Consider the following 25,930-nt stretch of genomic DNA (forward strand, 5'->3'; position numbering starts at 1 on the left):
GTGGTGCCTCGTGACCTGCTGAGCTTGGTCTTGTGAACTGTGGTGGCGCTTCGTCTTTGCGCTTTCGTGGCGGTGGTGGTGGGTGGGCGAGGGGGAGGGGGAGGGCCCCGAAGGAAAAGCAGAGGCGTGCCACCCCTCGGTTCGGAAACAATGCCCGCTCCTCGGCGTGGCGATCGGTGACGCCTTCTTGTGGTGGGAGATGGCGGACGGTGTCCGAGAAGCGTGAACTGCCGGTGCTGGACGCGGATGCCGCAGGGCTGAAGCCGGACTGTGCGAACTGTTTCGGGCTGTGCTGTGTCGCCCTGCCGTTCGAGACCTCGTCCGACTTCGCGGTCGGCAAGGCAGCGGGCACACCCTGCGCCAACCTGCGGGAGGACTTCCGTTGCGGCATCCACCATCAGCTCCGTGAGCGTGGCTTCGCCGGATGCACGGTCTTCGACTGTTTCGGTGCGGGGCAGAAGGTCTCGCAGGTGACCTTCGCGGGTCGGGACTGGCGGGAGAGTCCGGAGACGGCTCGCCGGATGTTCGCGGTGTTCCCCGTCATGCGGCAGCTCCATGAGGTGCTGCGGTATCTGACCGAGGCGCTGGCCCGGCCGCAGGCACGAACGATGCGGGGCGAGTTGCGCCGGGCGTTCGACGACATCGACGGGCTCACGCGTGGCAGCGCGGAGGAGATCACCCGGGCCGATGTGGCGGCGATTCGGCAGCGGGCGAACGGCCTGCTGCTACGGACGAGCGAGCTGGTACGAGCCGAGGTGCCCGGGCGGAAGAAGGATCACCGTGGTGCCGACCTGATCGGCGCGCGGCTGCGTGGGGCACGGTTGCGGGGCGCCAGCCTCAGAGGCGCGTATCTCATCGCCGCCGATCTTTCGGGTGCCGATCTGCGGATGGCGGATGTGATCGGGGCGGACTTCCGCGATGCCGATATACGGGACGCGGACCTCACCGATTGTCTGTTCCTCACGCAGGCGCAGCTCGATGCCGCGAAAGGGAATGCCATGACCCGGATTCCGTCGACGTTGCTGCGCCCTGGGCATTGGCTGAGCTGAGTGCCGTATCGCTTTGTCGCTTTTTGGTGAAGCGGAGAGGTGATTTCCCCGCCGCTGACGAGGGGCACGTTGCTCCGAGGCGATCGCCGGGAGATCCAGGCATCGGTGCCACGTCCTCCGCCCGCCGCCGCGCCGTGGTCCCGGCTGCTTCGGTCAGTACGGATGGCCATGGCTTCCCCGTAGCCGCGGCGCAGTGTCCAGCTGCCGGGAAGGAGGGCATGCACGCCGCCGAGCGCGTGACCCCGGTTCGCCCGGCGCAGGCTGCTGAAGCGTGTCCGGTGCCGGATCGCGGTCGTGGGGCTGTCCCGGGACCGGGCCGGTACCCCGGCGCTCCCGCCGACGTCCGCAGCTGAACCGTGCCCGTGCCCCGTCACGTCCGACACGCCCGTCTCGCCCATCAGGGTCCCGTCAAAACCGGCGCCCGGGCCCGTTCCCGGGGCCGTCGGGGGGTGGGTGGTGGGTACTGTCGGGAGCAGGCTCAGCCCGGTGGGGGCGGGCTTGACGTAAGACAATGGGGCCATGGCACGCGGCAAGCTACGGATATATCTCGGTGCGGCGCCCGGCGTCGGCAAGACCTACGCCATGTTGTCCGAGGCGCACCGGCGTGTGGAGCGCGGCACGGATGTCGTCGTGGCGTTCGTGGAGGCGCACGGTCGCCCGCGCACCGAGGTGATGCTGCACGGTCTGGAGCAGGTGCCGCGCCGCGAGATGGAGTACCGCGGCGCCACCTTCACTGAGATGGACGTCGACGCGGTGCTCGAACGGCGTCCCGCGGTCGCGCTGGTCGACGAGATGGCGCACACCAATGTGCCCGGTTCGCGTAACGAGAAGCGCTGGCAGGACATCGAGGAGCTGCTGGAGGCGGGCATCGAGGTGATCTCGACCGTCAACATCCAGCATCTGGAGTCACTCGGGGATGTCGTCGAGTCGATAACCGGCGTCCGGCAGCAGGAGACCGTTCCGGACGAGGTGGTGCGGCGCGCCGGGCAGCTGGAGCTTGTCGACATGTCGCCACAGGCGCTGCGTCGCCGCATGGCGCACGGCAACATCTACCAGCCGGACAAGGTCGATGCCGCGCTGTCGAACTACTTCCGCCCCGGCAACCTGACGGCGCTGCGTGAACTGGCGCTGCTGTGGGTCGCCGACCGGGTGGACGAGTATCTGCAGCAGTACCGCGCCGAGCACTCCATCCGGAGCACCTGGCAGGCACGGGAGCGGATCGTCGTCGGTCTCACCGGCGGTCCCGAGGGCCGTACGCTGATCCGCCGCGCCGCCCGGATGGCGGCCAAGGGCTCGGGCAGCGAGGTGCTCGCCGTCTACATCGCGCGCAGCGACGGGCTGACGTCCGCGTCGCCGAAGGAACTGGCCGTGCAGCGCACCCTGGTGGAGGACCTCGGGGGGACGTTTCACCACGTCATCGGGGACGACATCCCGGCGGCGCTGCTGGAGTTCGCGCGAGGGGTGAACGCCACGCAGATCGTGTTGGGCTCCAGCCGCCGCAAGAGCTGGCAGTACGTGTTCGGGCCGGGGGTGGGGGCGACGGTCGCCCGGGAGTCGGGGCCGGACCTCGATGTCCACATCGTCACGCACGACGAGGTCGCGAAGGGCCGTGGGCTGCCGGTGGCGCGTGGTGCGCGGCTGGGACGGGCGCGGATCGTGGCCGGGTGGCTGGTCGGGGTGGTGGCGCCGATGCTGCTGTCGCTGCTGCTGTACCGCGTAGACAACGGGCCGGGCATCGCCAACGACGGGCCGGGGCTCGCCAACGACGTGCTGCTGTTCCTCTTCCTGACGGTGATGGCCGCGCTGCTGGGCGGGCGGCTGCCGGCGCTGGCGTCGGCGGCGGTCGCGTCGCTGCTGCTGAACTTCTATTTCACGCCACCGACGCACACCCTGACGGTCAGCGATCCGCAGAACATCGTCGCCATCGTGATCTTCTTCGCGGTGGCCGTGTCGGTGGCGTCCGTGGTGGACCTGGCGGCGCGCCGTACGCAGCAGGCGGCGCGGTTGCGGGCCGAGTCGGAGATCCTGTCGTTCCTGGCCGGGAGCGTGCTGCGCGGCGAGACCAGTCTGGACGCGCTGCTGGAGCGGGTGCGGGAGACGTTCGCGATGGACGCGGTGGCGCTGCTGGAGCGGCACAGCGACGTCGATCCGTGGACGTGCGCGGGGCAGGTCGGCGAACCGGCCAAGGGTGCGCCGCTGCGTCGCCCGGAGGACGCGGATGTCGACATGCCGGTCGGTGACCACATGGCGCTGGCGCTGAGCGGCCGGGTGTTGCCGGCCGAGGACCGCCGGGTGCTGGCGGCGTTCGCCGCGCAGGCGGCCGTCGTCCTGGACCGGCAGCGGCTGATGGGCGAGGCGGCGCGGGCCCGGGAACTGGCGGAGGGCAACCGCATCCGGACGGCGCTGCTGGCCGCGGTCAGCCACGATCTGCGCACCCCGCTGGCCGGTATCAAGGCGTCGGTGACGTCGCTGCGCTCGGATGACGTGGCGTGGTCGCCGGAGGACGAGGCGGAGCTGCTGGCGGGCATCGAGGCGGGCGCCGACCGCCTCGACCACCTGGTGGGCAATCTGCTGGACATGTCGCGGCTGCAGACCGGCACCGTCACCCCGCTGATCCGGGAGATCGACCTGGACGAGGTGGTGCCGATGGCGCTGGGCGGGGTGCCGGACGGCAGTGTGACGCTGGACATCCCGGAGGCGCTGCCGATCGTCGCGGTCGATCCGGGGCTGCTGGAGCGGGCGGTCGCCAATCTGGTGGAGAACGCCGTGAAGTACAGCCCCGAGGGGGCGCAGGCGCTGGTGGCGGCGAGTGCGCTGGGCGACCGGGTGGAGCTGCGCATCGTCGACCGGGGGCCGGGCGTCCCGGACGAGGCGAAGGACCGGATCTTCGAGCCGTTCCAGCGGTACGGCGACGCGCCGCGCGGTGCGGGCGTGGGCCTGGGGCTGGCCGTGGCGCGCGGCTTCACCGAGGCGATGGGCGGCACGCTCGCCGCGGAGGACACCCCGGGTGGCGGGATGACGATGGTGCTCACGCTGCGGGCGGCGGAGGACCGGCCGCCCGCCGCCGGGCCCCGGTCCTCGACGGCCGGGGCCTTCACATGAGCGGGAGAGGCGGGTGGCCCGAGGGACGTGGCTCGCCCGGGGAAGCCGTCCCCGTTCCGCACCGTCCGGTCGGCGCCGTCGCCGCCGGTATCCCCATCCTTTTCCCGGGCCACGTGCCCGGGGTCCCGACATCGCGAGGAGAACGTCAGTGAACCGGGTGCTCGTGGTGGATGACGAGCCGCAGATCGTGCGGGCCCTCGTGATCAACCTGAAGGCGCGCAAGTACGAGGTCGACGCGGCCCCCGACGGGGCCACGGCCCTCAAGCTGGCCGCGGCCCGCCATCCCGATGTCGTGGTGCTGGACCTGGGCCTGCCGGACATGGACGGCGTCGAGGTGATCAAGGGGCTGCGGGGCTGGACGCGGGTGCCGATCCTGGTGCTCTCCGCCCGGCAGACGTCGGACGAGAAGGTCGAGGCGCTGGACGCGGGCGCCGACGACTACGTCACCAAGCCGTTCGGGATGGACGAGCTGCTGGCGCGGCTGCGGGCGGCGGTGCGCCGGGCGGAGCCGACGGGGCCCGCGGAGGCGGACGTGGTCGTCGAGACGCCGGGGTTCACCGTCGATCTCGCGGCGAAGAAGGTCAACCGCGGGGGCCGCGACATCCGGCTGACGCCCACCGAGTGGCATCTGCTGGAGGTGCTGGTGCGCAACGCGGGCCGGTTGGTGAGCCAGAAACAGCTGCTCCAGGAGGTCTGGGGGCCGTCGTACGGCAAGGAGACCAACTATCTGCGGGTCTACATGGCGCAGCTGCGCCGCAAGCTGGAGGCGGACCCGTCGCATCCGCGGCACTTCGTCACGGAGCCGGGCATGGGGTACCGCTTCGAGCCGTAGCCGGTCCGGGGCGCCCCGTGCGGGTGGCGTGGTCCCGGGCGGGGCGGCGGGAACGGGTGTGTGCATGCCGTGAGCGGTGTCGGTGGGCACCGGTACGCTGGGTTCATGAGTGCTGGGACCCGATCCGAGAAGCCGGCCGGCCGCTTCCGCCGGATGCTCGACAGACTGTCCTCCTCCGAGGAGGAGCTGCAGTCCGCCGAGCTGCGGGAGGACACACAGGCGACGGGCTGCACCCGGATATCCGACTGCGACGACCGGCAGATCGTGAAGGTCACCGGCACGTTGCGCCATGTGACGCTGCGGCCGCGCGCCGGGGTGCCTGCGCTGGAGGCGGAGCTGTTCGACGGCTCGGCCGCCCTCGACGTGGTGTGGCTGGGCCGCCGCTCCATCGTCGGTATAGAACCGGGCCGCAAGCTGATCGCCTCGGGCCGTGTCTCGATGAGTCACGGGCGCCGGGTGCTCTTCAATCCGAAGTACGAACTCCGACCGCTCGGACAGGAGTAGCCGGTGACGTCGACCGATCGACCGACCACTGACGCATCCCCGAACCACCCGCCCGCCGCGGTGCACACCGCCGAGCCGTCCGACGGCCCGGCGCCCGGTGTGCCGACGGGCCCGGAGGCGGACAGCCGGGCCGTCACCGAGGCGGCGCTGTTCGAGGCGTTCGGCGGGGTGCGGGGCATGGTGGAGACCGTGCTGCCGGGCCTGCTGTTCGTCGCGATCTTCACGGTCAACAAGGACCTGAAGTCCTCGGCGCTCGCGGCGCTGGCGGTGTCGCTGGTGCTGGCCGTGGTGCGGCTGGCGCGCAAGGACACCCTCAAGCACGCCCTCGGCGGCGTCTTCGGCGTCGCGTTCGGCGTCGTCTTCGCGATGATGACCGGCAACGCCAAGGACTTCTATCTGCCCGGCATGCTCTACACCCTGGGCCTGTCGCTGGCGTACATGATCACGACGGTGGCGGGGGTGCCGCTGATCGGTCTGATCCTGGGCCCGGTGTTCAAGGAGAACCTCTCCTGGCGCACCCGTAACCCCGGCCGTAAGACCGCGTACGCCAAGGCGAGCTGGGCGTGGGGGCTGATCCTCTTCGCCAAGTGCGCGATCCTCTTCCCGCTGTACTGGTGGGCGGACACCACACAGCTCGGCTGGATCCTGATCGCGCTGAAGATCCCGCCGTTCCTGCTGGCGGTCTATCTGACCTGGGTCTTCCTGGCGAAGGCGCCGCCGCCCATCGATGTGTTCGCGGAGATGGAGGCGGCCGAGGAGGCGGAGAAGGCGGCGGAGGCCGAGCGTGCGGCGGCCACCGGGCGGCCGGAGCCGTCGAGCGGCCCGCGCCACCGCCGCTGACCCGGCAGGCGCGCCGTACGGGGGCCGCCCCGTGACACCGAAGGGCCCGGGAACCACCACGGTTCCCGGGCCCTTCGCGGTCGGTGCGGGCGCCCGGCTCAGGCGTCCTTGCGGCGGACCGACAGCAGGTCCTCCAGCTGCTCCTCGCGCGACTGCGCGGCGACGAACAGCAGCTCGTCACCGGCTTCCAGCGCGTCCTCCTTGTTGGGCGTCAGGACGCGGGTGCCGCGGATGATGGTGACCAGCGAGGTGTCCTCGGGCCAGTCGACGTCGCCGACCCGGGTACCGGCCAGCGCCGCCTCCGGGGGCAGCGTCAGCTCGACGAGGTTGGCGTCGCCGTGGCTGAAGCGCAGCAGCCGGACGAGGTCGCCGACGCTCACCGCCTCCTCGACGAGGGCGGACATCAGGCGCGGCGTGGAGACGGCGACGTCCACGCCCCATGCCTCGTTGAACAGCCACTCGTTCTTCGGGTTGTTGACCCGGGCGACGACGCGCGGCACGCCGTACTCGGTCTTGGCGAGCAGCGACACGACGAGGTTGACCTTGTCGTCGCCGGTCGCCGCGATGACGACGTTGCAGCGTTGCAGCGCCGCCTCGTCGAGCGAGGTGATCTCGCAGGCGTCGGCCAGCAGCCATTCGGCGAGTGGCACCCGCTCGACGGAGATGGCGGTCGGCGCCTTGTCGATGAGCAGGATCTCGTGACCGTTCTCCAGCAGCTCACCCGCGATGGAACGGCCCACCGCGCCGGCTCCGGCAATCGCGACCCTCATGCGTGGGCCTCCTCGGGGCCTTCGGCGAATGCCGCCTCGACGGCTTCGACGTCGTCGGTGCGCATCATGACGTGCACCAGATCGCCTTCCTGCAGCACGGTCTGGGAGGTCGGCAGCATCGCCTCGCCCAAACGGGTGAGGAAGGCGACGCGGACGCCGGTCTCCTCCTGGAGCTTGCTGATCTTGTGGCCGACCCAGGACGGGGAGGTGTGCACCTCGGCGAGCTGCACCCCGCCGCTCGGATCGCGCCACAGCGGTTCGGCGCCGGACGGCAGCAGCCGCCGCAGCATCTGGTCGGCGGTCCAGCGGACCGTGGCGACGGTGGGGATGCCCAGGCGCTGGTAGACCTCGGCGCGGCGCGGGTCGTAGATCCGGGCCGCGACGTTCTCGACGCCGAACATCTCGCGGGCCACCCGGGCGGCGATGATGTTGGAGTTGTCGCCGCTGGAGACCGCGGCGAAGGCGCCCGCCTCCTCGATACCGGCCTCGCGCAGCGTGTCCTGGTCGAAGCCGACGCCGGTCACCCGGCGGCCGCCGAACGACGAGCCGAGACGGCGGAACGCGGTCGGGTCCTGGTCGACGACGGCGATGGTGTGGCCCTGGCTCTCCAGGGTCTGGGCGAGCGCGGAACCGACCCGCCCGCATCCCATGATGACGATGTGCACGTCCACCTACCCCGCAGTCCTGGTCACTCCGCCGACCCGCACGAACACCCTGCTCACTCTTCTCTCTCCGCTTTCCGGGCAACAAGGGGCCGCACCGCGTACGGCGCCGCCCGGGGACGAGCTTAAGCGTCAACGCCGGTGCCGCCCGCATCCCCGGGGGCCTCGCGGCGCCCCGGAGGGGTGGTGTGCGCGGTGGGTGAGGCGACCGCCACCGAGCGAAGCGGGATACGGGATTCCGGATGCCTGGCGGCGCTCGCGGACGTACGCCGAGGCGGCACCTTACGGCCCGAACCTCGCGCCGTGCGGCCCGGGGGTGCCCTCTACGGATGGACCGGCGCCCCGGTCCGTACGGCGCGGCGGGTACGGACCGTCGGCCCGCGACGGCCGGGCGCGCCCCGTGCGGCCCGCCCCGTGCGGTACCGGGGCGCCCCGTGCGGGCCCGATCCGGAGCCCGTGCGACCGGGTGCGCCGCCCGGTGATCATGAGGCACGCTACGCGGGTGCCCAACCTGCCGCACCAGAGCCCGTCCGCACCGTCGTTCCCGCCGCCCCCGGCGCAACCCGCCATGGTGGTCTGCGGCGACGACGCCCTCGCGCACCGCATCGCCGCCGAACTCCGCGACGTCTACCGCGAACGCGTCACCCTCGTCATGCCGTCCGCCCGCGAGCCGCACCGGCCCCGGATCCCGCCGTCGCTGCGCGGACTGGGCCGGGCCTCCGCACTGCTCGGCCGGGTCACCGCCGCGGTGGCCCGCACCTCGCTGCTGCCGTCGGACGCACCGGGCGCGGACGGCGGCGCGCCGCCCGAGGAGACCGTACGGATCCTGGAGTCGGCCGAGGCGGACGACGCGACGCTGATCGAGGCGGGGGTCCCCGGGGCGGAGGCGCTGGCGCTCGTCTACGACGACGACGAGACCAACATCCACGCGGCGCTGCGCGCCCGCCGCCTCAACCCCCGGCTGCGGCTGGTCATCCGGCTCTACAACCGCAAGCTCGGCCAGCATGTGGAGGCGCTGCTCGACCAGGCGGCGGCGGTCGCCACGGACACCGATCCGGCGGACGCGGAGTGGATCGACGCCTCGACCACCGTGCTCTCCGACGCCGACACCGTCGCGCCCGCCCTCGCGGCCACCGCCGTCGCCGGGACCAGCAAGGTCATCGAGGCGGACGGGTTGCTGCTGCGCGCCGTGGAGCGCGGCCCCGACGCACCGGGCCGGGGCACCGGCACCCAGTTGTGCACCCTCGCGCTGCTGTCACCCTCCGCCGACGACCCGGACGACGGCCACCGCCCGGACCATCTCGCGGGGCGTCACCGGAGCGCGTCCCGGGGCGACGACGACGGGCCGGTGATGCTGCCCGGCGCGGGCGCCGTCGCGGTGGCGCGGGAGGCGGGCGGCAGCCGCGTCGTCCTGGAGACCGTCACCTACGGGGGCCGTCAGGTGCGGCCCCGTGCGCTGCGCGGCCGGGGCGCCCCGCTCGGCTCGCTCTTCTCCGCCCGGCTGCGCTGGTCGATCGCCGGGATCGTCGGCGCGGTGCTGGCGCTGGCCGTCGCCTCCACCCTCACCACCGGCGAACCGCCGCTGCACGCCGTCTACCTCTCGCTCCTGGACCTGTTCGCCATCAACGACCCGGCCGTCGACGAACCGCTCGCCCGCAAGGTCCTCCAACTGCTGTCCGGGCTCACCGGGTTGTTGCTGCTGCCGGTGCTGATCGCGGCGGTGCTGGAGGCGCTCGGCACGTTCCGCAGCGCCGCCACCCTGCGCCGCCCGCCGCGCGGACTGTCCGGCCATGTCGTCCTGCTGGGCCTGGGCAAGGTCGGCACCCGGGTGCTGACCCGGCTGCACGAACTGGGCATCCCCGTGGTGTGCGTCGAGGCGGACCCGGAGGCGCGGGGCATTCCGCTCGCCCGTCGGCTGCGGGTCCCCGTCGTTCTGGGTGACGTCACCGACGAGGGCGTCCTGGAGGCCGCCAAGATCGAACGGGCCCGTACGCTGCTCGCCCTGACCAGCGTGGACTCCACCAATCTGGAGGCGGCGCTCTACGCCCGTTCGCTCACCCCGCGGCTGCGGGTGACGCTGCGGCTGTTCGACGACCGGTTCGCCACCGCCGTCTACCGCACCCTGCGCGCCGCCCATCCGCGGGCGCTGACCCGCAGCCGCAGCGTCACCTTCCTCGCGGCGCCCGCCTTCGCCGGTGCGCTCATGGGCCGTCAGATCATCGGCGCCATCCCGGTCGAGCGGCGGGTGCTGCTGGTGGCGCGGGTCGAGGCGCGCGGCCATCCGGAGCTGTCCGGCCGCACCGTCGCCGAGGTGCTGCGCCCCGGCCGGTTGCGGGTGCTGGCGGTGGACACCTCCGCGCCCGACGACGCCGGACCGGACGCCGCGGCGGCCGAACCGGACGGCACGGAGCGGGAACCCGCCCGCCTCGTCCACGAACTCGGCGACACCTACGTGCTGCGCCCCCAGGACCGGGTCCTTCTCGCCGCCACCCGCGAAGGACTCGGCGATCTGCTGGGCCGGCGCCCGGCCGCTTCCGGGATCCGGCAAGATTGAGGGCACAAAGATGTCCGGGATCCGGCAAGGAAGGTGCGGGGAAGTGCGCGACGTGGTGGAGCGGTACGGGGGAGAGCGGCCGACGGGCCGCCGGGGACGGGGCGGTGCCACCGGCGCACGGCGCGGCGGCACCCGGTGAGCCGCCGTACGCCCGTCGCGATACCCGACTCCTTCCTCGACGGCTACGCCGCCCTGCTCGGCGAGGTCTCGGCCACCGGCCGGGCGCTCGCCCGCCCCGAGCGGGAGGCCCTGCGCGAACTGGGCGAGCGGGCCGCCGAGGCGGGGTACGGCCTGCGGGAGCTGGTCGGCCTCTACCTCGGTGAGACCCGCAGACTCTGGGGCTCCCTCCCCGGGGTCGCCCGCGCTGCCGGGATCGGCGAACGCGCCCGTACCGGCGATGCGTTGCTCGGCGCCGTGGAGACGGCGGTCTCCGCGCTCGGCGAGGGCCACGAGCGGGCGACCCGGCTGGCGGTGCGGGAGGAGGAGGCCGCCCGCCGCGAGTTCATCGACGACCTGCTCTACGGGCGCAGCGACCTGGGACGGCTGGCCGAGCGCGCGGAGCGGTTCGGGCTGCGGCTGGCCCGCGCGCACGCCGTCGCGGTCGCCGAGGGCAGCGGCCCGTACGACGATGTCCACCCCGTCGCCGGGCGCGTGGAGCGCGAGCTGATCGGCCGCTTCGGCGACCGGGACGCGCTGATCACCACCAAGGGCGGACGGCTGATCTGCATCGCGGCAAGTGCCGAACCGGCCCTGCTGGAAGCCTTCGCGGCCACCGCCCGCGGCGAGGTGGCCGGACGCGAGGGCGCCCGGCGGGTCGCCATCGGCCGCCCGCACTCCGGCGCCCAGGGCGTGGTCCGCTCCTACGAGGAGGCGCTCGGCACCCTGGAGCTGGGGGAGCAGCTGGAGCTGTCCGCACCGGTGCTGCGCGCCGCCGACCTGCTGGTCTTCCCGGTGCTGCTCCGCGACCGGGCCGCCATGGCCGATCTCGTCCGCAGCGTCCTGGGCCCGCTGACCGAGGCGCGCGGCGGCGCCGAACCGCTGCTGGAGACGTTGTCGGCGTGTGCCGCGGCCGGATATGTCAACGCCGAGGCGGCCCGGCGGCTGTCGGTGAGCGTGCGCACCCTCTCGTACCGCCTGGAGCGCATCAAGTTCCTGACCGGCTACGACCCGGCCGACGGGTTGCAGCGATTCACCCTGGAGACCGCGGCGTTGGGCGCCCGGGCGCTGGGCTGGCCGGGGACGCCGCTGTGACGGTGTGCCGGGCCGCGCCGCGTGCCCGGCACGTCGTATGGCGATAACAGGCCATCAAGAACGCATAAAGATTGCCGGAAACCGGCAATGTGCCCGGCGGCCTTCTGCTGCCACGATGCGGACATCGACAGCGGTACCGCCATCGGCAGCACAACGGGGGAACGATCATGGCCGATTTCCTGAGAGCCGCGCTGGCCTTTCCGGCAGCGCTCTTCAGTTTCGCCCTGGTCGTGGTCGCCGTGTACTGGCTGCTGGTCCTGATCGGCGGCGTCGGCGTGCACATCCTCGACGGGGGTGAGGGTGGCCACGCCGACACCGACGGTTCGACCGGCGCCGGACTGCCGGTGACGGTATCGCTGTCGCTCGGACTGCTCCTGGCCTGGCTGGTGTGCCTGGCCGGTGCGGCGCTGGTGCCCGAGGGGCCCGCGCGCACCGCCACGCTGGTCGCCGCCCTCGCGGTGGCGTGGGCCGGGGTCCGCCTCGCCGGGCGCCTCGCCCGCCGCCTGCTGCCGCCCGAGAAGGTCGCCTCCCGCGACGACTTCATCGGCCGCGTCTGCACCGTACGCACCGGCCGCGTCGCCGCCGACTTCGGTCAGGCGGAGGTCCGCGCCGACGACGGCTCCACCGCCGTCGTCCAGGTCCGCACCGACGAGAGCGGACTCGTCGCGGGCAGCACCGCCCTCATCTACGCCTACGACGCCGACGGCGAGTTCTTCCGGGTCGCGCCCTACGACGGCGCGCTGGACCCGCACAAACCCGTCGTCTGAGCCGCGGCCGACCGGCCGCACCCGCTCCCCGCCCGCCCATGGGTGCGCCGCCGCATGCCGCGCACCGGGCCCCGCGCGTCGTCACCCTCCCGAATCGACACAGGGATTTATCGATGGATGCCCTCACCATAGGAATCGGCGTAGCAGTCGCCGTAGCCGTCCTCATCGTGCTGGTCGCGGTCTTCGCCGTGACCCGCCTCTACCGCAAGGTCCACCAGGGTCAGGCGCTGATCGTCTCCAAGTACCGCAAGGTGGAGGTGACGTTCACCGGCGCGGTGGTGCTGCCGGTGTTGCACAAGGCCGAGGTGATGGACATCTCGGTGAAGACCATCGAGATCGGCCGCACCGGGCACGAGGGGCTGATCTGCAAGGACAACATCCGCGCCGACATCCGGATCGCCTTCTTCGTCCGCGTCAACAAGACGAAGGAGGACGTCGTCAAGGTCGCCCAGGCCATCGGCACCGAGCGCGCCAGCCACGACAGCACCCTCCAGGCGCTGTTCGCCGCGAAGTTCTCCGAGGCGCTCAAGACCGTCGGCAAGCAGCTGGACTTCCAGGACCTGTACACGATGCGGGACGAGTTCCGGGACCGGATCATCGCGGTCATCGGCACCGACCTCAACGGCTACAGCCTGGAGGACGCGGCCATCGACTACCTGGAGCAGACGCCGCTGGCGCAACTGGACTCCGCCAACATCCTCGACGCGCAGGGCATCCGCAAGATCACCGAGCTGACGGCGATCGAGCACGTCCGCACCAACGAGTACCAGCGCAACGAGGAGAAGGAGATCACCCGGCAGAACGTCGACGCCCGCGAGGCGGTCCTCGAACTCCAGCGGCGGCAGGCCGACGCGGAGATCAAGCAGCAGCGGGAGATCGAGATCGTCCGGGCGCGGGAGGAGGCCGAGACGGCGCGGGTGCAGGCCGAGGAGCGGCTGCGGTCGCAGTCCGCGCACCTCAAGACCGAGGAGGCGCTCGGCATCCAGAACGAGAACCGCGAGCGGGAGATCGTGGTCGCGGTCAAGAACCGTGAGCGGATCGTCGCCATCGAGAACGAGCGCATCGAGAAGGACCGCCTCCTGGAGGTGATCGCCCGGGAGCGGGAGACGCAGCTGACCCGCATCGCCGCCGACAAGGAGGTCGAGGCGGAGAAGCGGGAGATCGCCGACGTCATCCGCGAGCGCATCGCCGTCGAGAAGACCGTCGCCGCGCAGGAGGAGGAGATCAAGAAGCTGCGCACCGTCGAGGAGGCGGAGCGCGAGCGGCAGTCGCTGATCATCCGGGCCGAGGCCGAGGCGCAGGAGCGGTTGGTCAAGGACATCAAGGCGGCCGAGGCGGCGGAAGCGGCGGCCACCCACCGCGCCGCCGAGGAGATCACCCTCGCCGAGACCCGGCACAAGACCGCCGAGCTGGACGCCCAGGCCAAGATCCGGCTCGCCGAGGGGGAGCAGGCCCAGGCGGCGGCCGCCGGCCTCGCCGAGGTGCAGGTCCGCGAGCGGAACGCCGAGGTCATCGAGCGGTCCGGGCGCGCCGAGGCCGAGGCCGCCGCGGCGCTGCTGCGGGCCGAGGCGGACGGCGCCCGCGCCAAGGCGCTCGCCGAGGCCGAGGGCACCACCGCGCAGGCGCACGCCGACGCGGTCGCCATCGGCGAGAAGCTGAAGGCGGAGGCCGCGGGGCTCACCGAGAAGGCCGCGGCGATGGCGGCGCTGGACGCCGCGAGCCGGGAGCACGAGGAGTACCGGCTGCGGCTCGCCGCCGAGAAGGAGATCCGGATGGCCGACCTCGATGTGCGGCGGCAGGTCGCCGAGGCGCAGGCGACGGTGCTCGCCACCGGTCTGGAGAACGCCCGCATCGACATCGTCGGCGGCGAGAGCGCCTTCTTCGACAAGGTCGTCGGCTCGATCGGCACCGCCAAGGGGCTCGACGCCCTCGTCGACCGGTCCGAGACGGTCCGCACCGTCGCGGCGCCCTGGCTCGACAAGGAGCACTCGACGTTCACCGGCGACCTCGGCGCGATGCTCGGCGGACTCGGCGCCTCCGGGCTGCGGGACCTCACCCTCGCCGCGGCGCTCGGCCGGTTGATCGCGGGCGGCGGCCCGCAGGCAGCGCCGCTCCAGGGCCTGCTGGACGCGGTCCGCGCCCAGGGTCTGGACGGTCTGCGCCTCGGTGACCTCGGCGCTCTCGCCGCCGCACCGGCCGCCGCCCCCGACGGCCCCGCCGCCGTCAACGGCTCCGCGGCACCGGTCGCGTAGCCCGTACGCCGCAGGGACGGGGCGCGCCGCCGGGCCGCCCCGTCCGCCCCGTACGACGTCAGCCGCCCGGTGGCCCGGCAGGTGCCGGGCCACCGGGAGAGAACCGGGAGAGCCAGAACGTGAACACCGACAGCGCGCAGCAGACCACGGACGCCGCGGACCGTACGCCGGACGCCTCGCCCGGCGACGGCACGTACGAGGTGCTGCGCGACCGGCTGCGGGCCGCCGCGGGGGAGCTGGCCGAGCGGGCCCGCGCCCTCAACGCCCGCCGCACCGAGGAGTTCGGCGGCGCGGGCCTGGAACTGGCGGCCACCGGGCGGCTGGAGAGCGCCGCGCCCTGTCTGCCCGGCGATGTCGTCGAGGTCGGCGGCCATCTGCTCTTCGGCCACCACCCGTCGGCCACCGTCACCGAGCCCGGACCCGACGACGTCTTCGCGCTGTACCGCCGCGACGGCGACACCCTCGCCCCGGCCGCCCCCGGCGCGCTGCCCGGCCTCCTGGCGGACCCGCGCTTCCGCCGCGACCTCTCCGAGCTGCACCGTTACTACCGTCAGGCCCGGCTCCGGGAACTGCGCCGCACCGAGGCGCTGTTGCTCGCCGTCTTCCGCACCGGGGAGCGCCCCGGCGACCTACGGGTGCTGCGCTGGCGCCTGGCCGCCGACGGCACCCCCGCCTACCTCGACGACCAGGGCGAACGCGACCTCACCGACCCGCCCGCCCACGACGTCACCTTCACCGCCGCCACCCGCGAGGACCATGTCGCCGGACGCCATCCGCACATCGACGTCCGGGGCGCCGTCTACGTCTCCCTCTCCGGCGGCCAACTCACCCTCAAGGCGGAGAACGACACCACCACCCCGGACGGCATCCACAGCGAACCCGTCGACGAACCGCTCCAGTCGCTCGCCGACGCCGAGGTCGAACACGCCCGCACCGGCCCGCTGATCCTGCTGCGCATCCGCCCGTACAACGAGGAGACCGTCCGCTGCCTCGTCTTCCACACCCGCACCCGCACCGTCACCCGCATCGACGCCGCGGGCCGGGCCTGCCGCGCCCTTCCCGACGGACAGGGCCTCGTCTTCCCCGGCGGCTACCACCTCGCCACCGGCGGCACCAAACTCTTCGGCACCGCCGCCGACGGGCTGGAGTTCGCCCGCGCGGTGCGCTCGCCCAACGGTGAGGACGTCCTCTACGTCTTCCGCCGCCCCGCCGACGGCCACACCCTGCTGCTGCCGTACAACGTCATCCGCGAGGAGGCCGCCGCCCCGCTCACCGGGCGCGGCCACGCCCTCTTCGACGACGGCACCCTCGCCGTGCTGCGGGACGCGGGCGCCGAGGCGGCCCGTGTCCACCCGCTGCAGATCTGGCACACCCCCTTCACCTCCGACGCGTACGCCGCCGCCCGCCCGCAGGGCGACGGACCGCTCGCCCGCATCGGCAACGCCGAACTGGTCTCCGGCATCGCCGATCTGCTCGGCGTGGCCCGGATGGCCACCGGCACCGAGCCGTCCGCCGCCGTCTTCGACGCCCTCGCGACGGCCGCCACCCGCGCCGCCGACACCCACCACTGGCTCACCGACCCCGACCTCGGCGCCCCCGCCGAACCCCTCGCCGCCGTCGGCGCGGCAGCCGCCCGGGTCGTCGAGGAGTTCGCCCGGGTCACCGCACTCCGCGACGGCGCCGCCGGGCAACTGGAGCGCGCCACCACCGAGACCACCGCGCTGGTCCGCCGGGTCCGCGGCGAGCAGCCCGACGAGGCCGCCGCCTGGGTCGGCCATCTCACCGCGCTGCGCCGCGCCCAGGGCCGGCTGGAATCCCTGCGCGAGGTCCGTTACGTCGACCGCACCGCGCTGGACGCGCTCTCCGCCACGCTCGCCGACGACCTCGCCGCCACCGCCCGCCGCGCCGTCGCCTTCCTCGCCGCCGACGACGCCTTCGCCACCACCCACCGCACCGTCGCCGCGCTCACCGACGAGGCGTCCGCGCTCGCCACCGTCGCCGACGCCGCCGCCCTCACCGCCCGGATCGACGAGGTCGCCGACGGTCTGCGCACCGTCACCGAGATCGTCGCCACCCTCGACCTCGACGACACCACCGTCCGCACCGCTGTCCTCGGCCGCATCGGCGACGCCCTCGGCGCCGTCAACCGCGCCCGCGCCACCCTCGACGCCCGCCGCCGCACCCTCGCCGAGGCCGAGGGCAAGGAGGAGTTCGCCGCCCGGCTCGCCCTCCTCGGCCAGTCCGTCGCCGGTGCGCTCGCCGACGCCGCCACCCCCGAGGAGTGCGACACCCAACTCGCCGCGCTGCTCCTCCAGGTCGAGGACCTCGAAGCCCGCTTCGGCGGACCCGACGGCGGCGCCGACGACGTGCAGGACGCCCGCCTCGCCCGGATCGCGGAACGGCGCGACGAGATCCACGAGGCGTTCGCCGCCCGCAAGCAGGCCCAGCTCGACGCCCGCGCCCGCCACACCGACCGGCTCGCCGAATCCGCCGACCGGGTCCTCGCCACCGTCACCCGCCGCGCCCGCGCCCTGGCCGCCGCCGACGACATCCACGCCTACTTCGCCACCGACCCGCTCGTCGCCAAGGTCCGCGCCACCGCCGCCGAACTGCGCACCCTCGCCGACCCGGTACGCGCCGGTGAGCTGGAGGGCCGCCTCACCGCCGCCCGCCAGGAGGCCGTCCGCGCGCTCCGCGACCGCGCCGACCTCTACGACCCCGAGGGCACCCTGCGGCTGGGCCGCCACCGCTTCGCCGTCAACACCCAGCCGCTCGACCTCACCCTCGTCCCGCACGGCGACGGCCTCGCCTTCGCCGTCACCGGCACCGACTACCGCGCCCCGGCCGACGACGCCCGCCTCACCGCCGACCGCGCCTTCCGGGAATTCCGCGACCAGCCCCTCGCCTCCGAGTCCCCGGCCGTCTACCGCGCCGAACACCTCGCCGCCCTCCTCCTCGACCACGCCGAGACCGGTCACGACGGCCTGACCCTGGACGCACTCCACGCGGCGCGCGCCGACGGCACCCTCCCCGACCTGGTCCGCGCCGCCGCCCAGGCCCGGTACGACGAGGGGTACGACCGCGGCGTCCACGACCTGGACGCCACCGCCGTCCTCGACGCCCTGCTGCGGCTGCGCGCCGACGCCGGACTGCTCCGCTTCACCCCGCGGGTCCGCGCCGCCGCCCAGCTCTTCTGGCACCACGGCACCGACCCCGCCGCCCGCACCGCCTGGGCCACCCGCGCCCACTCCCTGGCCCGGGCCCGCGCCCGCTTCGGCCGCACCACCGGCCCCGCCGACCTCGCCGCGGAACTGACCGGCGCCGCCACCGCCTTCCTCACCGCCTCCGGGCTGAGCGGCCCCGCCGACGGAGCCACGGCCGGGGAGACCGGCACGTACCTCTTCGAGGAGCTGGCCGACGGCAGCCCCCGCTTCGCCACCGGCGCCGCCGCCCGCGACCTCCTCACCGGCTTCCACCAGGCCCTCGGCGGCCCCGGCTCCGCCGCCGTCAAGGAGTACGCCGACGACCTCACCGCCCTCGGCGACGACCTCGCCGCCCGCCACCAACTCGTCACCGCCTGGCTCGGCGGCTACGCCGACGACCGCGGCGCCCCGCCCGCCGACCTCCCCGAGGCCGCCGCCATCGAACTCTGCGGCCCCGACCTGCCCCGCCGCCCCGTCGACGCCCCGGTCACCTGCACCGTCGACGGCCTCCTCGGCAGCCATCCGACGCTCACCGACGGCACCCTCCCGCTGCGCCTGGACGAACTCCTCGACCGCACCCGCGCCTTCCGCACCCACCGCGTCCCCGCGCACCGCGCCTACACCCGCCACCGCACCGCGCTCCTCGACGCCGAACGCCGCCGCCTGCGCCTGGACGCCTACCGCCCCCAGGTCATGCCCGCCTTCGTCCGCAACCGCCTGATCGACGAGGTCTATCTGCCGCTCATCGGCGACAACCTCGCCACCCAGCTCGGCACCGCGGGCGCAGACCGCCGCACCGACAGCCAGGGCCTGCTGCTCCTGCTCTCGCCGCCCGGCTACGGCAAGACGACCCTGCTGGAGTACGTCGCCGCCCGCCTCGGACTCGTCCTCGTCAAGGTCGACGGCCCCGCCCTCGGGCAGGGCACCACCTCCCTCGACCCGGCCGCCGCGCCCGACGCCGCCGCCCGCCGCGAGGTCGAGAAGATCTCCTTCGCCCTGGAGATGGGCAGCAACGTCCTCCTCCACCTCGACGACATCCAGCACACCTCGCCCGAACTCCTCCAGAAGTTCATCCCGCTCTGCGATGCCCAGCGCCGCATGGAGGGCGTCTGGAACGGCGAGGCCCGCAGCTACGACCTGCGCGGCAAGCGGTTCGCGGTCTGCATGGCGGGCAACCCGTACACCGAGTCCGGCCGCCGCTTCCGGCTGCCCGACATGCTCGCCAACCGCGCCGACGTACGGAACCTCGGCGACGTCCTCGCCGGGAAGGAGGAGCTGTTCGCCCTCTCCCACATCGAGAACGCGCTGACCGCCAACCCGCACCTGGCGCCGCTCGCCACCCGCGACCGCGCCGACACCGACCTGCTCGTCCGCCTCGCCCGCCGCGACCCCACCGCCCACGCCGACCGGCTCGGCCACCCCTACGCCCCCGCCGAGCTGGAGCAGATCCTCGCCGTGCTGCGCACCCTGCTGCGCGTCCAGGAGACCGTCCTCGCCGTCAACCGCGCCTACATCGACTCCGCCGCACAGGCCGACGCCACCCGCACCGAGCCGCCGTTCCTGCTCCAGGGCTCGTACCGCAACACCAACAAGATCGCCGCGCGGCTGGTGCCCGTGATGAACGACACGGAGACCGAGGCGCTGCTCGACGACCACTACCGCGCCGAGGCCCAGACGCTCACCGGCGGCGCCGAGGCCAACCTCCTCAAGCTCGCCGAGCTCCGCGGCCGCCTCACCCCTGACCAGGCCCGTCGCTGGGCCGAGATCAAGCGGACCTGGCGCACCGGCTGACCCCGGACGGGCACCGTGAGGGAGGTGTGCGCGTCCCGTGAAGGGTGCGGGAAGGGCGCCGTGCCGCCCGCCACCTGCCGTTCCTACGAGCCGGGTGGCGGGTGGGCCGCGCCGAGGATGAAGGCTTAGCATCCTCTGCGTGTCCAAACTGACCGACGTGCCCAAACGCATCCTGATCGGGCGCGCACTCCGCAGCGACAAGCTCGGCGAGACCCTTCTCCCCAAGCGCATCGCCCTCCCCGTCTTCGCCTCCGACCCGCTCTCGTCCGTGGCCTACGCCCCGGGCGAGGTGCTGCTGGTGCTGTCCGTGGCAGGCGTCTCCGCCTACCACTTCAGCCCGTGGATCGCGCTCGCCGTCGTGGTGCTGATGTTCACCGTCGTCGCGTCGTACCGGCAGAACGTGCACGCCTACCCGAGCGGCGGTGGCGACTACGAGGTCGCCACCACCAACCTCGGCCCCAAGGCGGGCCTGACCGTCGCCAGCGCCCTGCTGGTCGACTACGTCCTGACCGTCGCCGTCTCCATCGCCTCCGGCGTCGAGAACCTCGGCTCGGCGATCCCCTTCGTCGTGGAACACAAGACGTTCTGCGCGATCGGCATCATCGTCCTGCTGACCTTGATGAACCTGCGCGGCGTCAAGGAGTCCGGCAAGCTCTTCGCCATCCCGACGTACGTCTTCGTCGCCGGTGTCTTCCTCATGATCCTCTGGGGCGCCTTCCGCGGGCTGATCCTCGGCCACGACATGAAGGCACCCACCGCCGGTTACACCATCCACGCCGAACAGGGCGGACTGGCCGGCTTCGCGCTGATCTTCCTGCTGCTGCGCGCCTTCTCCTCCGGCTGCGCCGCGCTCACCGGCGTCGAGGCGATCTCCAACGGCGTCCCGGCGTTCCGCAAGCCCAAGTCGAAGAACGCCGCCGCCACCCTCGCCCTCATGGGCGGTCTGGCCGTCACGATGTTCTGCGGCATCATCGCGCTGGCGATGACCACCGGCGTGAAGATGGCGGAGAAGCCCGCCACCGACCTGCTCGACCACGGCCATCCGGTCGGTTCCGGATACACCCAGAACCCGGTCATCTCGCAGGTCGCCGAGGCGGTCTTCGGCAAGGGATCGTTCCTCTTCGTGATCCTCGCGGCGGCGACCGCACTGGTCCTCTTCCTGGCCGCGAACACCGCCTACAACGGCTTCCCGCTGCTCGGCTCGATCCTCGCCCAGGACCGCTACCTCCCCCGCCAGCTGCACACCCGCGGCGACCGCCTCGCGTTCTCCAACGGCATCGTGCTGCTCGCCGGAGCCGCCGCCGTCCTCGTCTACATTTACGGCGCGGACTCCACCCGGCTGATCCAGCTCTACATCGTCGGTGTCTTCGTCTCCTTCACGCTCAGCCAGATCGGCATGGTCCGGCACTGGAACCGCCATCTGCGCACCGAGAAGTCCCCGGCGGCCCGCAACCGGATGCACCGCTCCCGGGCGATCAACGCCTTCGGCGCCACCCTCACCGGTCTGGTCCTCGTCGTCGTACTGCTGACGAAGTTCACCCACGGCGCGTGGGTGGCCCTCCTCGGCATGGTCATCTTCTTCGTCACGATGACCGCGATCCGCCGCCACTACGACCGGGTCTCCGAGGAGATCGCCGCCGAGGACACCCCCGACGACGACATCGTCCGCCCCTCCCGGGTGCACTCCCTCGTCCTCGTCTCCAAGGTCCACAAGCCGACCCTGCGGGCCCTGAACTACGCCAAGCTGATGCGCTCGGACACCCTGGAGGCGGTCAGCGTCGACGTCGACCAGGCCGACACGAAGGCGCTGCGCGCCGAGTGGGAACGCCGCGGCATCGAGGTCCCCCTCAAGGTCCTCGCCTCGCCCTACCGCGAGATCACCCGCCCCGTCGTCGACCACGTCAAGTCGCTGCGCCGCGAATCGCCGCGCGACGTCGTCTCGGTCTACATCCCGGAGTACGTCGTCGGCCACTGGTACGAGCACCTGCTCCACAACCAGTCCGCGCTGCGCCTCAAGGGGCGGCTGCTGTTCACCCCCGGCGTCATGGTCACCTCCGTCCCCTGGCAGCTGGACTCCTCCGAGGCGGCCAAGAAGCGGGCCCGCCGCCGCGCCGAGTGGAACGCGCCGGGCGCCGTCCGCCGCGGTCCGGTCAGCCAGCCGAAGAAGGACAAGGCCGCACCCCGCAAGTGACGGGGACCGTGCCGGGCGCGCGAGCTGCGCCCGGCACGGGGCACGGGGCCGCGGCACGTAGACTCGAAGGCTGTCGTCCGCCGTACCCGGCCGCGGCCCCGCCGCGCCGGTCCCACCCTTTGGAGCTTCGCCCGCCATGCAGACAGAACCCGAGAAGTCGCTGGTCGGCGAGGAGTACGAGGTCGAGGTCGGCCCCGTCGCCCACGGCGGCCACTGCATCGCCCGCACCGACGAGGGCCAGGTCCTCTTCGTCCGCCACGCGCTGCCCGGCGAGCGCGTCACCGCCCGCGTCACGGAGGGCGCCGAGGGCGCCCGCTTCCTGCGCGCCGACGCCGTGGAGATCCACACCCCCTCCAAGGACCGCGTCGAGGCGCCCTGCCCGTTCTCCGGCCCCGGCAGGTGCGGCGGCTGCGACTGGCAGCACGCCGCGCCCGGCGCGCAGCGCCGCCTCAAGGGCGCCGTCATCACCGAACAGCTGGAGCGGCTGGCCGGTCTCACCCCCGAGGAGGCCCGCTGGGACGGCACCGTCGCCCCCGCCCCCGGTGACAAGGTCGCCAAGGGCGAGGTCCCGGCGTGGCGCACCCGCGTCCAGTACGCCGTCGACGCCGACGGCCACGCCGGTCTGCGCAAGCACCGCTCCCACGAGGTGCAGCCCGTCGACCGCTGCCTGATCGCCGCCCCCGGCGTCACCGAGCTGGGCATCGAGAAGCGCGAGTGGCCGCAGATCGCCACCGTCGAGGCCATCGCCGCCACCGGCTCCCACGACCGTCAGGTCGTCCTCACCCCGCGCCCCGGCGGCCGTCTGCCGATCGTCGAGCTGGACAAGCCGGTCTCGGTGCTGCGGATCAACGAGAAGGACGGCGGCGTCCACCGCGTCCACGGCCGCCCCTTCGTCCGCGAGCGCGCCGCCGACCGCACCTGGCGCGTCGGCAACGGCGGCTTCTGGCAGGTCCACCCGATGGCCGCCGACGTCCTCGTGGAAGCCGTGATGCGCGGTCTGATGCCGAAGAAGGGCGACACCGCCCTCGACCTCTACTGCGGTGTCGGTCTCTTCGCCGGTGCGCTCGCCGAACGCGTCGGCGAGAAGGGCGCGGTCCTCGGCATCGAATCCGGCAAGCGCGCCGCCGAGGACGCCCGCCACAACCTCCAGGACCTCGACCGCGTCCGCATCGAACACGGCAAGGTCGAGCAGATCCTCCCCCGGACCGGCATCACCTCCGCCGACCTCATCGTCCTCGACCCGCCCCGCGCCGGCGCCGGCCGCAAAACCGTCACCCATCTCGCCTCCCTCACCCCCCGCCGCATCGCCTACGTGGCCTGCGACCCCGCCGCCCTCGCCCGCGACCTGGCGTACTTCCGCGAGGCGGGCTACGTGCCCCGGCGGACGCAGGCGTTCGACCTGTTCCCGATGACCCACCACGTGGAGTGCGTGGCGATCCTGGAGAAGGCGGGGAAGGGCGCCTGAGCTGGGGGTTCCGCGTGTGCGTGAGGTGCGGTGTGGGTGTTACGGGCATCGGCCGCGTGCGCGCGGCGGGGTGCCGGGGGGGGTTGCGGCGGCAGCTGCGGCTGCGCGGCGCCGATGCGTTGAGCGAGCTGGGCATGCTGGGGCGGCCCGGTCAGAGGCTGATTGTCGGCAGCATGGCCCGGCTCGCCGACTGTCGCCAGCTCGCCAAGGAGACGACGTCTAATCGGACACGTGGCGAAGGGCAGGGCCTACACCGTCACCGAGGATGCTCTGGACGTCGGCTCCGGGGAGGTTGGGCAACTCGGCCCAGTGTGTGACCACTTCGTCGCTGCTCGGTCCGCCGAGGGGAAATCGGATCACGCCGTCCGGGTCGTGGAAGCAGTTCTCGATGATCTCCCCGGTCTCCTCCACCGGGTGGATGCTGCTGAAGTGCATGGGGAGCACCAGCCAGAACTCCTGCCCGGAGAACGGTTCCGGGTCTTCTCCTGGGTCGCTTGGGTAGCGGCCGGTCACGGCGGCGATGACGCAATCGCTGTTGCGGGGGAGACGTTCGTCGGCACGAATCCATTCGACCGTCGTCGTGTGCAAGACAATGCCTGCTTTCTGCTCGGAAGGTATGCCGGTACCAAGTGCACTCGATGTTGGGGGTTCGCCGCATCAGGGATGCCCCTGATATACGCCGCTCCTTGATGAGACAGAGCCAGACGAGCATCGGAACCGAACGGCCGCGGGTGGGCACAGGAAAGGGCCTCTCGCTCTACGAGGTCCAGCACCTCCTCGGTCACGAGCTTCCAGGCCACCCAGCGCTACGCCCACCTCCAGCCGGACGCGCACAAGGCCGTCCTCGGCGCCTGGGAGCACAGGGAAGCGTCGCTTACTGCCGCTGTATGAACGTTCTCCATCTCGTCCCTGGTGGACGGGGCGAGGTTGTTTGTCGGCGTTGAGAGAGCGGTCCCCCGCAGGAGTGTCTGAGGGCGATCTTGCCCACGACTGACGGCAACACCGTCGAACCGTAGAGCTGCGTCGGTGGGCGGCGAGGGCGTGACGGCACCCTCAGCGCGATGTCCGAATACCGCCGGAACCATCGGCTCGCGGGATGCACACTCGGCTTCGTCATGGACGGATTCACGGGGGACGCGACCTACACGCTCGTCGGGCGTGACGGCAGCCCCTACGTGAGCGCCACACCCGGCACCCTCGGCGGCCACCGGCCGGGAAAGCTGTACGGGCGGCTCGACTGCCCCTCCGCGTTGCGCGCCATCGCCTGTGGGCACTACGCACGCCACCGGGTCTTCTTCGCCGACGAAGTCACCGCCGTCGCCGCGGGGTACCGGCCGTGCGCGGTGTGCCTGCCCCGGCAGTACGCGCGATGGAAGGCCGGGGACGGCGCGTCGTGAGGGCGCCCGGTCGGGGCGCCCCAGGGAAGAGAGTGAGCGCGTGACCACCAGCACAACCGGCAGCGGGACGCCCACGGATCCGGCGGAGCGGCTCGTCCGGCGTCCGGTTCGGTGGCACGTATAGGGGAAACACCGCCGGTTCGGAAACGGTTGCATCGCGGGTCGGCGGACGGCCCGGGATGCGGCGTCGGGGGCAGAGGGCGAGGGTGCCGTCGCGGACGAGAAGCCTGACGACGGCGCGGTCGGCGACCTGGCGCCGGGTCGCACCGGCGGTCAGGCCGCGCCGGTCGGCCAGCGGATCGAGCCGCCCCAGCAGCCGCAGCGCCCCGCCGCCCGTGACCTCGACGAGGTCACGGGTGCACAGCGGCACCGTGACGTCTTCCTCCCCGCTGGATGATGTGAAGGGCGGTTCCGTGGCTGTGGCGTTCGGTACGCGGCTGTTCTCCGCCCGGCGCGCGGGACCGCACGCCGGGACCGGTCTCCCTGCACGGCGGACCTCACTCCGCCGTGGGCCTTACGCCGCTATCGGACGGCAGCTCTTGCAGGCGCGGTAACCCGCTTCGCGGGCGGCCCGTGCCGAGCGGAACGGCACCTGGTGGGGCCGGGCGATCCGGCGGGCATGGGCGCAGGTGGGATGGCAGTAGATCCGTGTGGTGTCGCTGCCGAGGAACACCGTCCCCGAGCGGGACAGCCCCACCAGATCGTCGTCGATCCCTTCGGCGTCCCGCAGGGCCACGCCCACGGCGGGCCCGTACCGCAGATCGCAGGGACCGCCGTCGTCGAACGTGACCCGGTGGCAGGGGATCAGCAGCGGCACCGGATTGGCCATCAGCGCCTCGGTGACGGCGGCGGAGTCGGTGAGCCCGGACTCCCGCACGATCCAGGCGAGCGGTCGCAACTGCCCGCGGGGAATGGTGCGTACCGCATCGAGCGCGGCCCGCTCCGCCTCGGTGAGCTGCGGGAGATCCATCGGCACATTCTTGGTCCGACCGGTGCGCAACGCGGTCCGCAGACCCGGCAGGGGCCGTGTCGTGGGAATCGCGCTCCGCCCCGTGCGGGCGAGGTGCGCCTCTTCGAATGCCCGGGGGCCGGGCAGCGTTTCCCCCAACGCGGATCCGGTCACGGACTCCGCCCCGAATGCGACGTACAGCCCGCCGACGGGCGCGTCGAGGTGCAGATAGGTGTCGTAACGGTCCCTCGGGATTCCCACCCGCTGGAGCACCCGGGCCGCGAAGTCCCCGGGGGCGGGGCCCGCAAGTCCCGCCAGTGCTGTCTCCACCCGGCCCTCCGGCTGCGAGGC

At 73.0% G+C, this 25,930-nt stretch carries 17 protein-coding genes; 13 read left to right on the top strand and 4 right to left on the bottom strand.

Annotation, left to right across the window (positions count from 1 at the left end; translation table 11 throughout):
* Positions 1-209 precede the first annotated feature (209 nt).
* From IF23_RS0119235 to IF23_RS0119255, 5 genes are all read left to right on the top strand, one after another.
* Complete coding sequence (locus IF23_RS0119235) at positions 210-1,049, top strand: pentapeptide repeat-containing protein (protein WP_078654087.1); 840 nt, start codon at positions 210-212, stop codon at positions 1,047-1,049.
* A 519-nt stretch (positions 1,050-1,568) separates the two neighbouring features.
* On the top strand, positions 1,569-4,151 hold the full coding sequence (locus tag IF23_RS0119240) for a sensor histidine kinase (protein WP_030285292.1): 2,583 nt from the start codon (positions 1,569-1,571) through the stop codon (positions 4,149-4,151).
* A gap of 148 nt (positions 4,152-4,299) precedes the next feature.
* Positions 4,300-4,983 carry a response regulator gene (locus IF23_RS0119245; RefSeq protein ID WP_030285294.1) on the top strand — a complete coding sequence of 228 codons (684 nt, stop codon included), beginning with the start codon at positions 4,300-4,302 and terminating at the stop codon, positions 4,981-4,983.
* A 105-nt stretch (positions 4,984-5,088) separates the two neighbouring features.
* Positions 5,089-5,487, top strand: coding sequence for an OB-fold nucleic acid binding domain-containing protein (locus IF23_RS0119250; RefSeq protein ID WP_078654088.1), 399 nt, complete (start codon positions 5,089-5,091; stop codon positions 5,485-5,487).
* Between the two features lie 3 nt (positions 5,488-5,490).
* On the top strand, positions 5,491-6,327 hold the full coding sequence (locus IF23_RS0119255) for a DUF3159 domain-containing protein (RefSeq protein WP_030285298.1): 837 nt from the start codon (positions 5,491-5,493) through the stop codon (positions 6,325-6,327).
* Between the two features lie 98 nt (positions 6,328-6,425).
* On the opposite strand, the gene IF23_RS0119260 is transcribed toward IF23_RS0119255, so the two are convergent.
* Together IF23_RS0119260 and IF23_RS0119265 are read right to left on the bottom strand one after the other, a co-directional pair.
* Positions 6,426-7,097: a potassium channel family protein gene (locus IF23_RS0119260; protein ID WP_030285300.1), complete on the bottom strand. Its 672-nt coding sequence runs from the start codon at positions 7,095-7,097 to the stop codon at positions 6,426-6,428.
* Positions 7,094-7,762, bottom strand: a complete 669-nt coding sequence (locus IF23_RS0119265) for a potassium channel family protein (RefSeq protein WP_030285302.1) — start codon at positions 7,760-7,762, stop codon at positions 7,094-7,096. Before IF23_RS0119265 ends, IF23_RS0119260 begins: the two co-directional genes overlap by 4 nt.
* Before the next feature lie 565 nt (positions 7,763-8,327).
* On the opposite strand from IF23_RS0119265, the gene IF23_RS0119270 reads away from it, so the two are divergent.
* The 7 genes from IF23_RS0119270 (at position 8,328) to IF23_RS0119300 (ending at position 23,233) form a co-directional block, all read left to right on the top strand.
* On the top strand, positions 8,328-10,313 hold the full coding sequence (locus IF23_RS0119270; protein WP_037678746.1) for an NAD-binding protein: 1,986 nt from the start codon (positions 8,328-8,330) through the stop codon (positions 10,311-10,313).
* A gap of 135 nt (positions 10,314-10,448) precedes the next feature.
* Complete coding sequence (locus IF23_RS0119275) at positions 10,449-11,564, top strand: PucR family transcriptional regulator (RefSeq protein ID WP_051739707.1); 1,116 nt, start codon at positions 10,449-10,451, stop codon at positions 11,562-11,564.
* Between the two features lie 167 nt (positions 11,565-11,731).
* A complete protein-coding gene (locus tag IF23_RS0119280; RefSeq protein WP_030285307.1) occupies positions 11,732-12,331 on the top strand; it encodes a hypothetical protein in 600 nt (199 codons plus the stop codon).
* 113 nt (positions 12,332-12,444) lie between these two features.
* Positions 12,445-14,583 carry a flotillin family protein gene (locus IF23_RS0119285; protein ID WP_030285309.1) on the top strand — a complete coding sequence of 713 codons (2,139 nt, stop codon included), beginning with the start codon at positions 12,445-12,447 and terminating at the stop codon, positions 14,581-14,583.
* 119 nt (positions 14,584-14,702) lie between these two features.
* Entirely contained in the window at positions 14,703-19,577 is a 4,875-nt protein-coding gene (locus IF23_RS0119290; protein ID WP_030285310.1) for a DNA repair ATPase, read from the top strand.
* Between the two features lie 139 nt (positions 19,578-19,716).
* Positions 19,717-21,768: an APC family permease gene (locus tag IF23_RS0119295; RefSeq protein WP_030285312.1), complete on the top strand. Its 2,052-nt coding sequence runs from the start codon at positions 19,717-19,719 to the stop codon at positions 21,766-21,768.
* 136 nt (positions 21,769-21,904) lie between these two features.
* Positions 21,905-23,233 (top strand): class I SAM-dependent RNA methyltransferase, encoded by a 1,329-nt coding sequence (locus IF23_RS0119300; RefSeq protein WP_030285314.1) that lies wholly within the window; start codon positions 21,905-21,907, stop codon positions 23,231-23,233.
* 219 nt (positions 23,234-23,452) lie between these two features.
* Here the strand turns inward: IF23_RS0119300 and IF23_RS0119305 are convergent, their stop codons facing one another.
* Entirely contained in the window at positions 23,453-23,821 is a 369-nt protein-coding gene (locus IF23_RS0119305) for an AQJ64_40280 family protein (RefSeq protein ID WP_245655028.1), read from the bottom strand.
* Positions 23,822-24,348: 527 nt separating this feature from the next.
* Here IF23_RS0119305 and IF23_RS0119310 point away from each other — a divergent pair.
* Complete coding sequence (locus tag IF23_RS0119310) at positions 24,349-24,630, top strand: Ada metal-binding domain-containing protein (RefSeq protein ID WP_030285318.1); 282 nt, start codon at positions 24,349-24,351, stop codon at positions 24,628-24,630.
* Positions 24,631-25,144: 514 nt separating this feature from the next.
* Here the strand turns inward: IF23_RS0119310 and IF23_RS0119315 are convergent.
* Positions 25,145-25,909: an Ada metal-binding domain-containing protein gene (locus IF23_RS0119315; protein ID WP_037678728.1), complete on the bottom strand. Its 765-nt coding sequence runs from the start codon at positions 25,907-25,909 to the stop codon at positions 25,145-25,147.
* Positions 25,910-25,930 lie beyond the last annotated feature (21 nt).

The organism is Streptomyces catenulae, from assembly GCF_000718015.1.
Lineage (GTDB): Bacteria > Actinomycetota > Actinomycetes > Streptomycetales > Streptomycetaceae > Streptomyces > Streptomyces catenulae.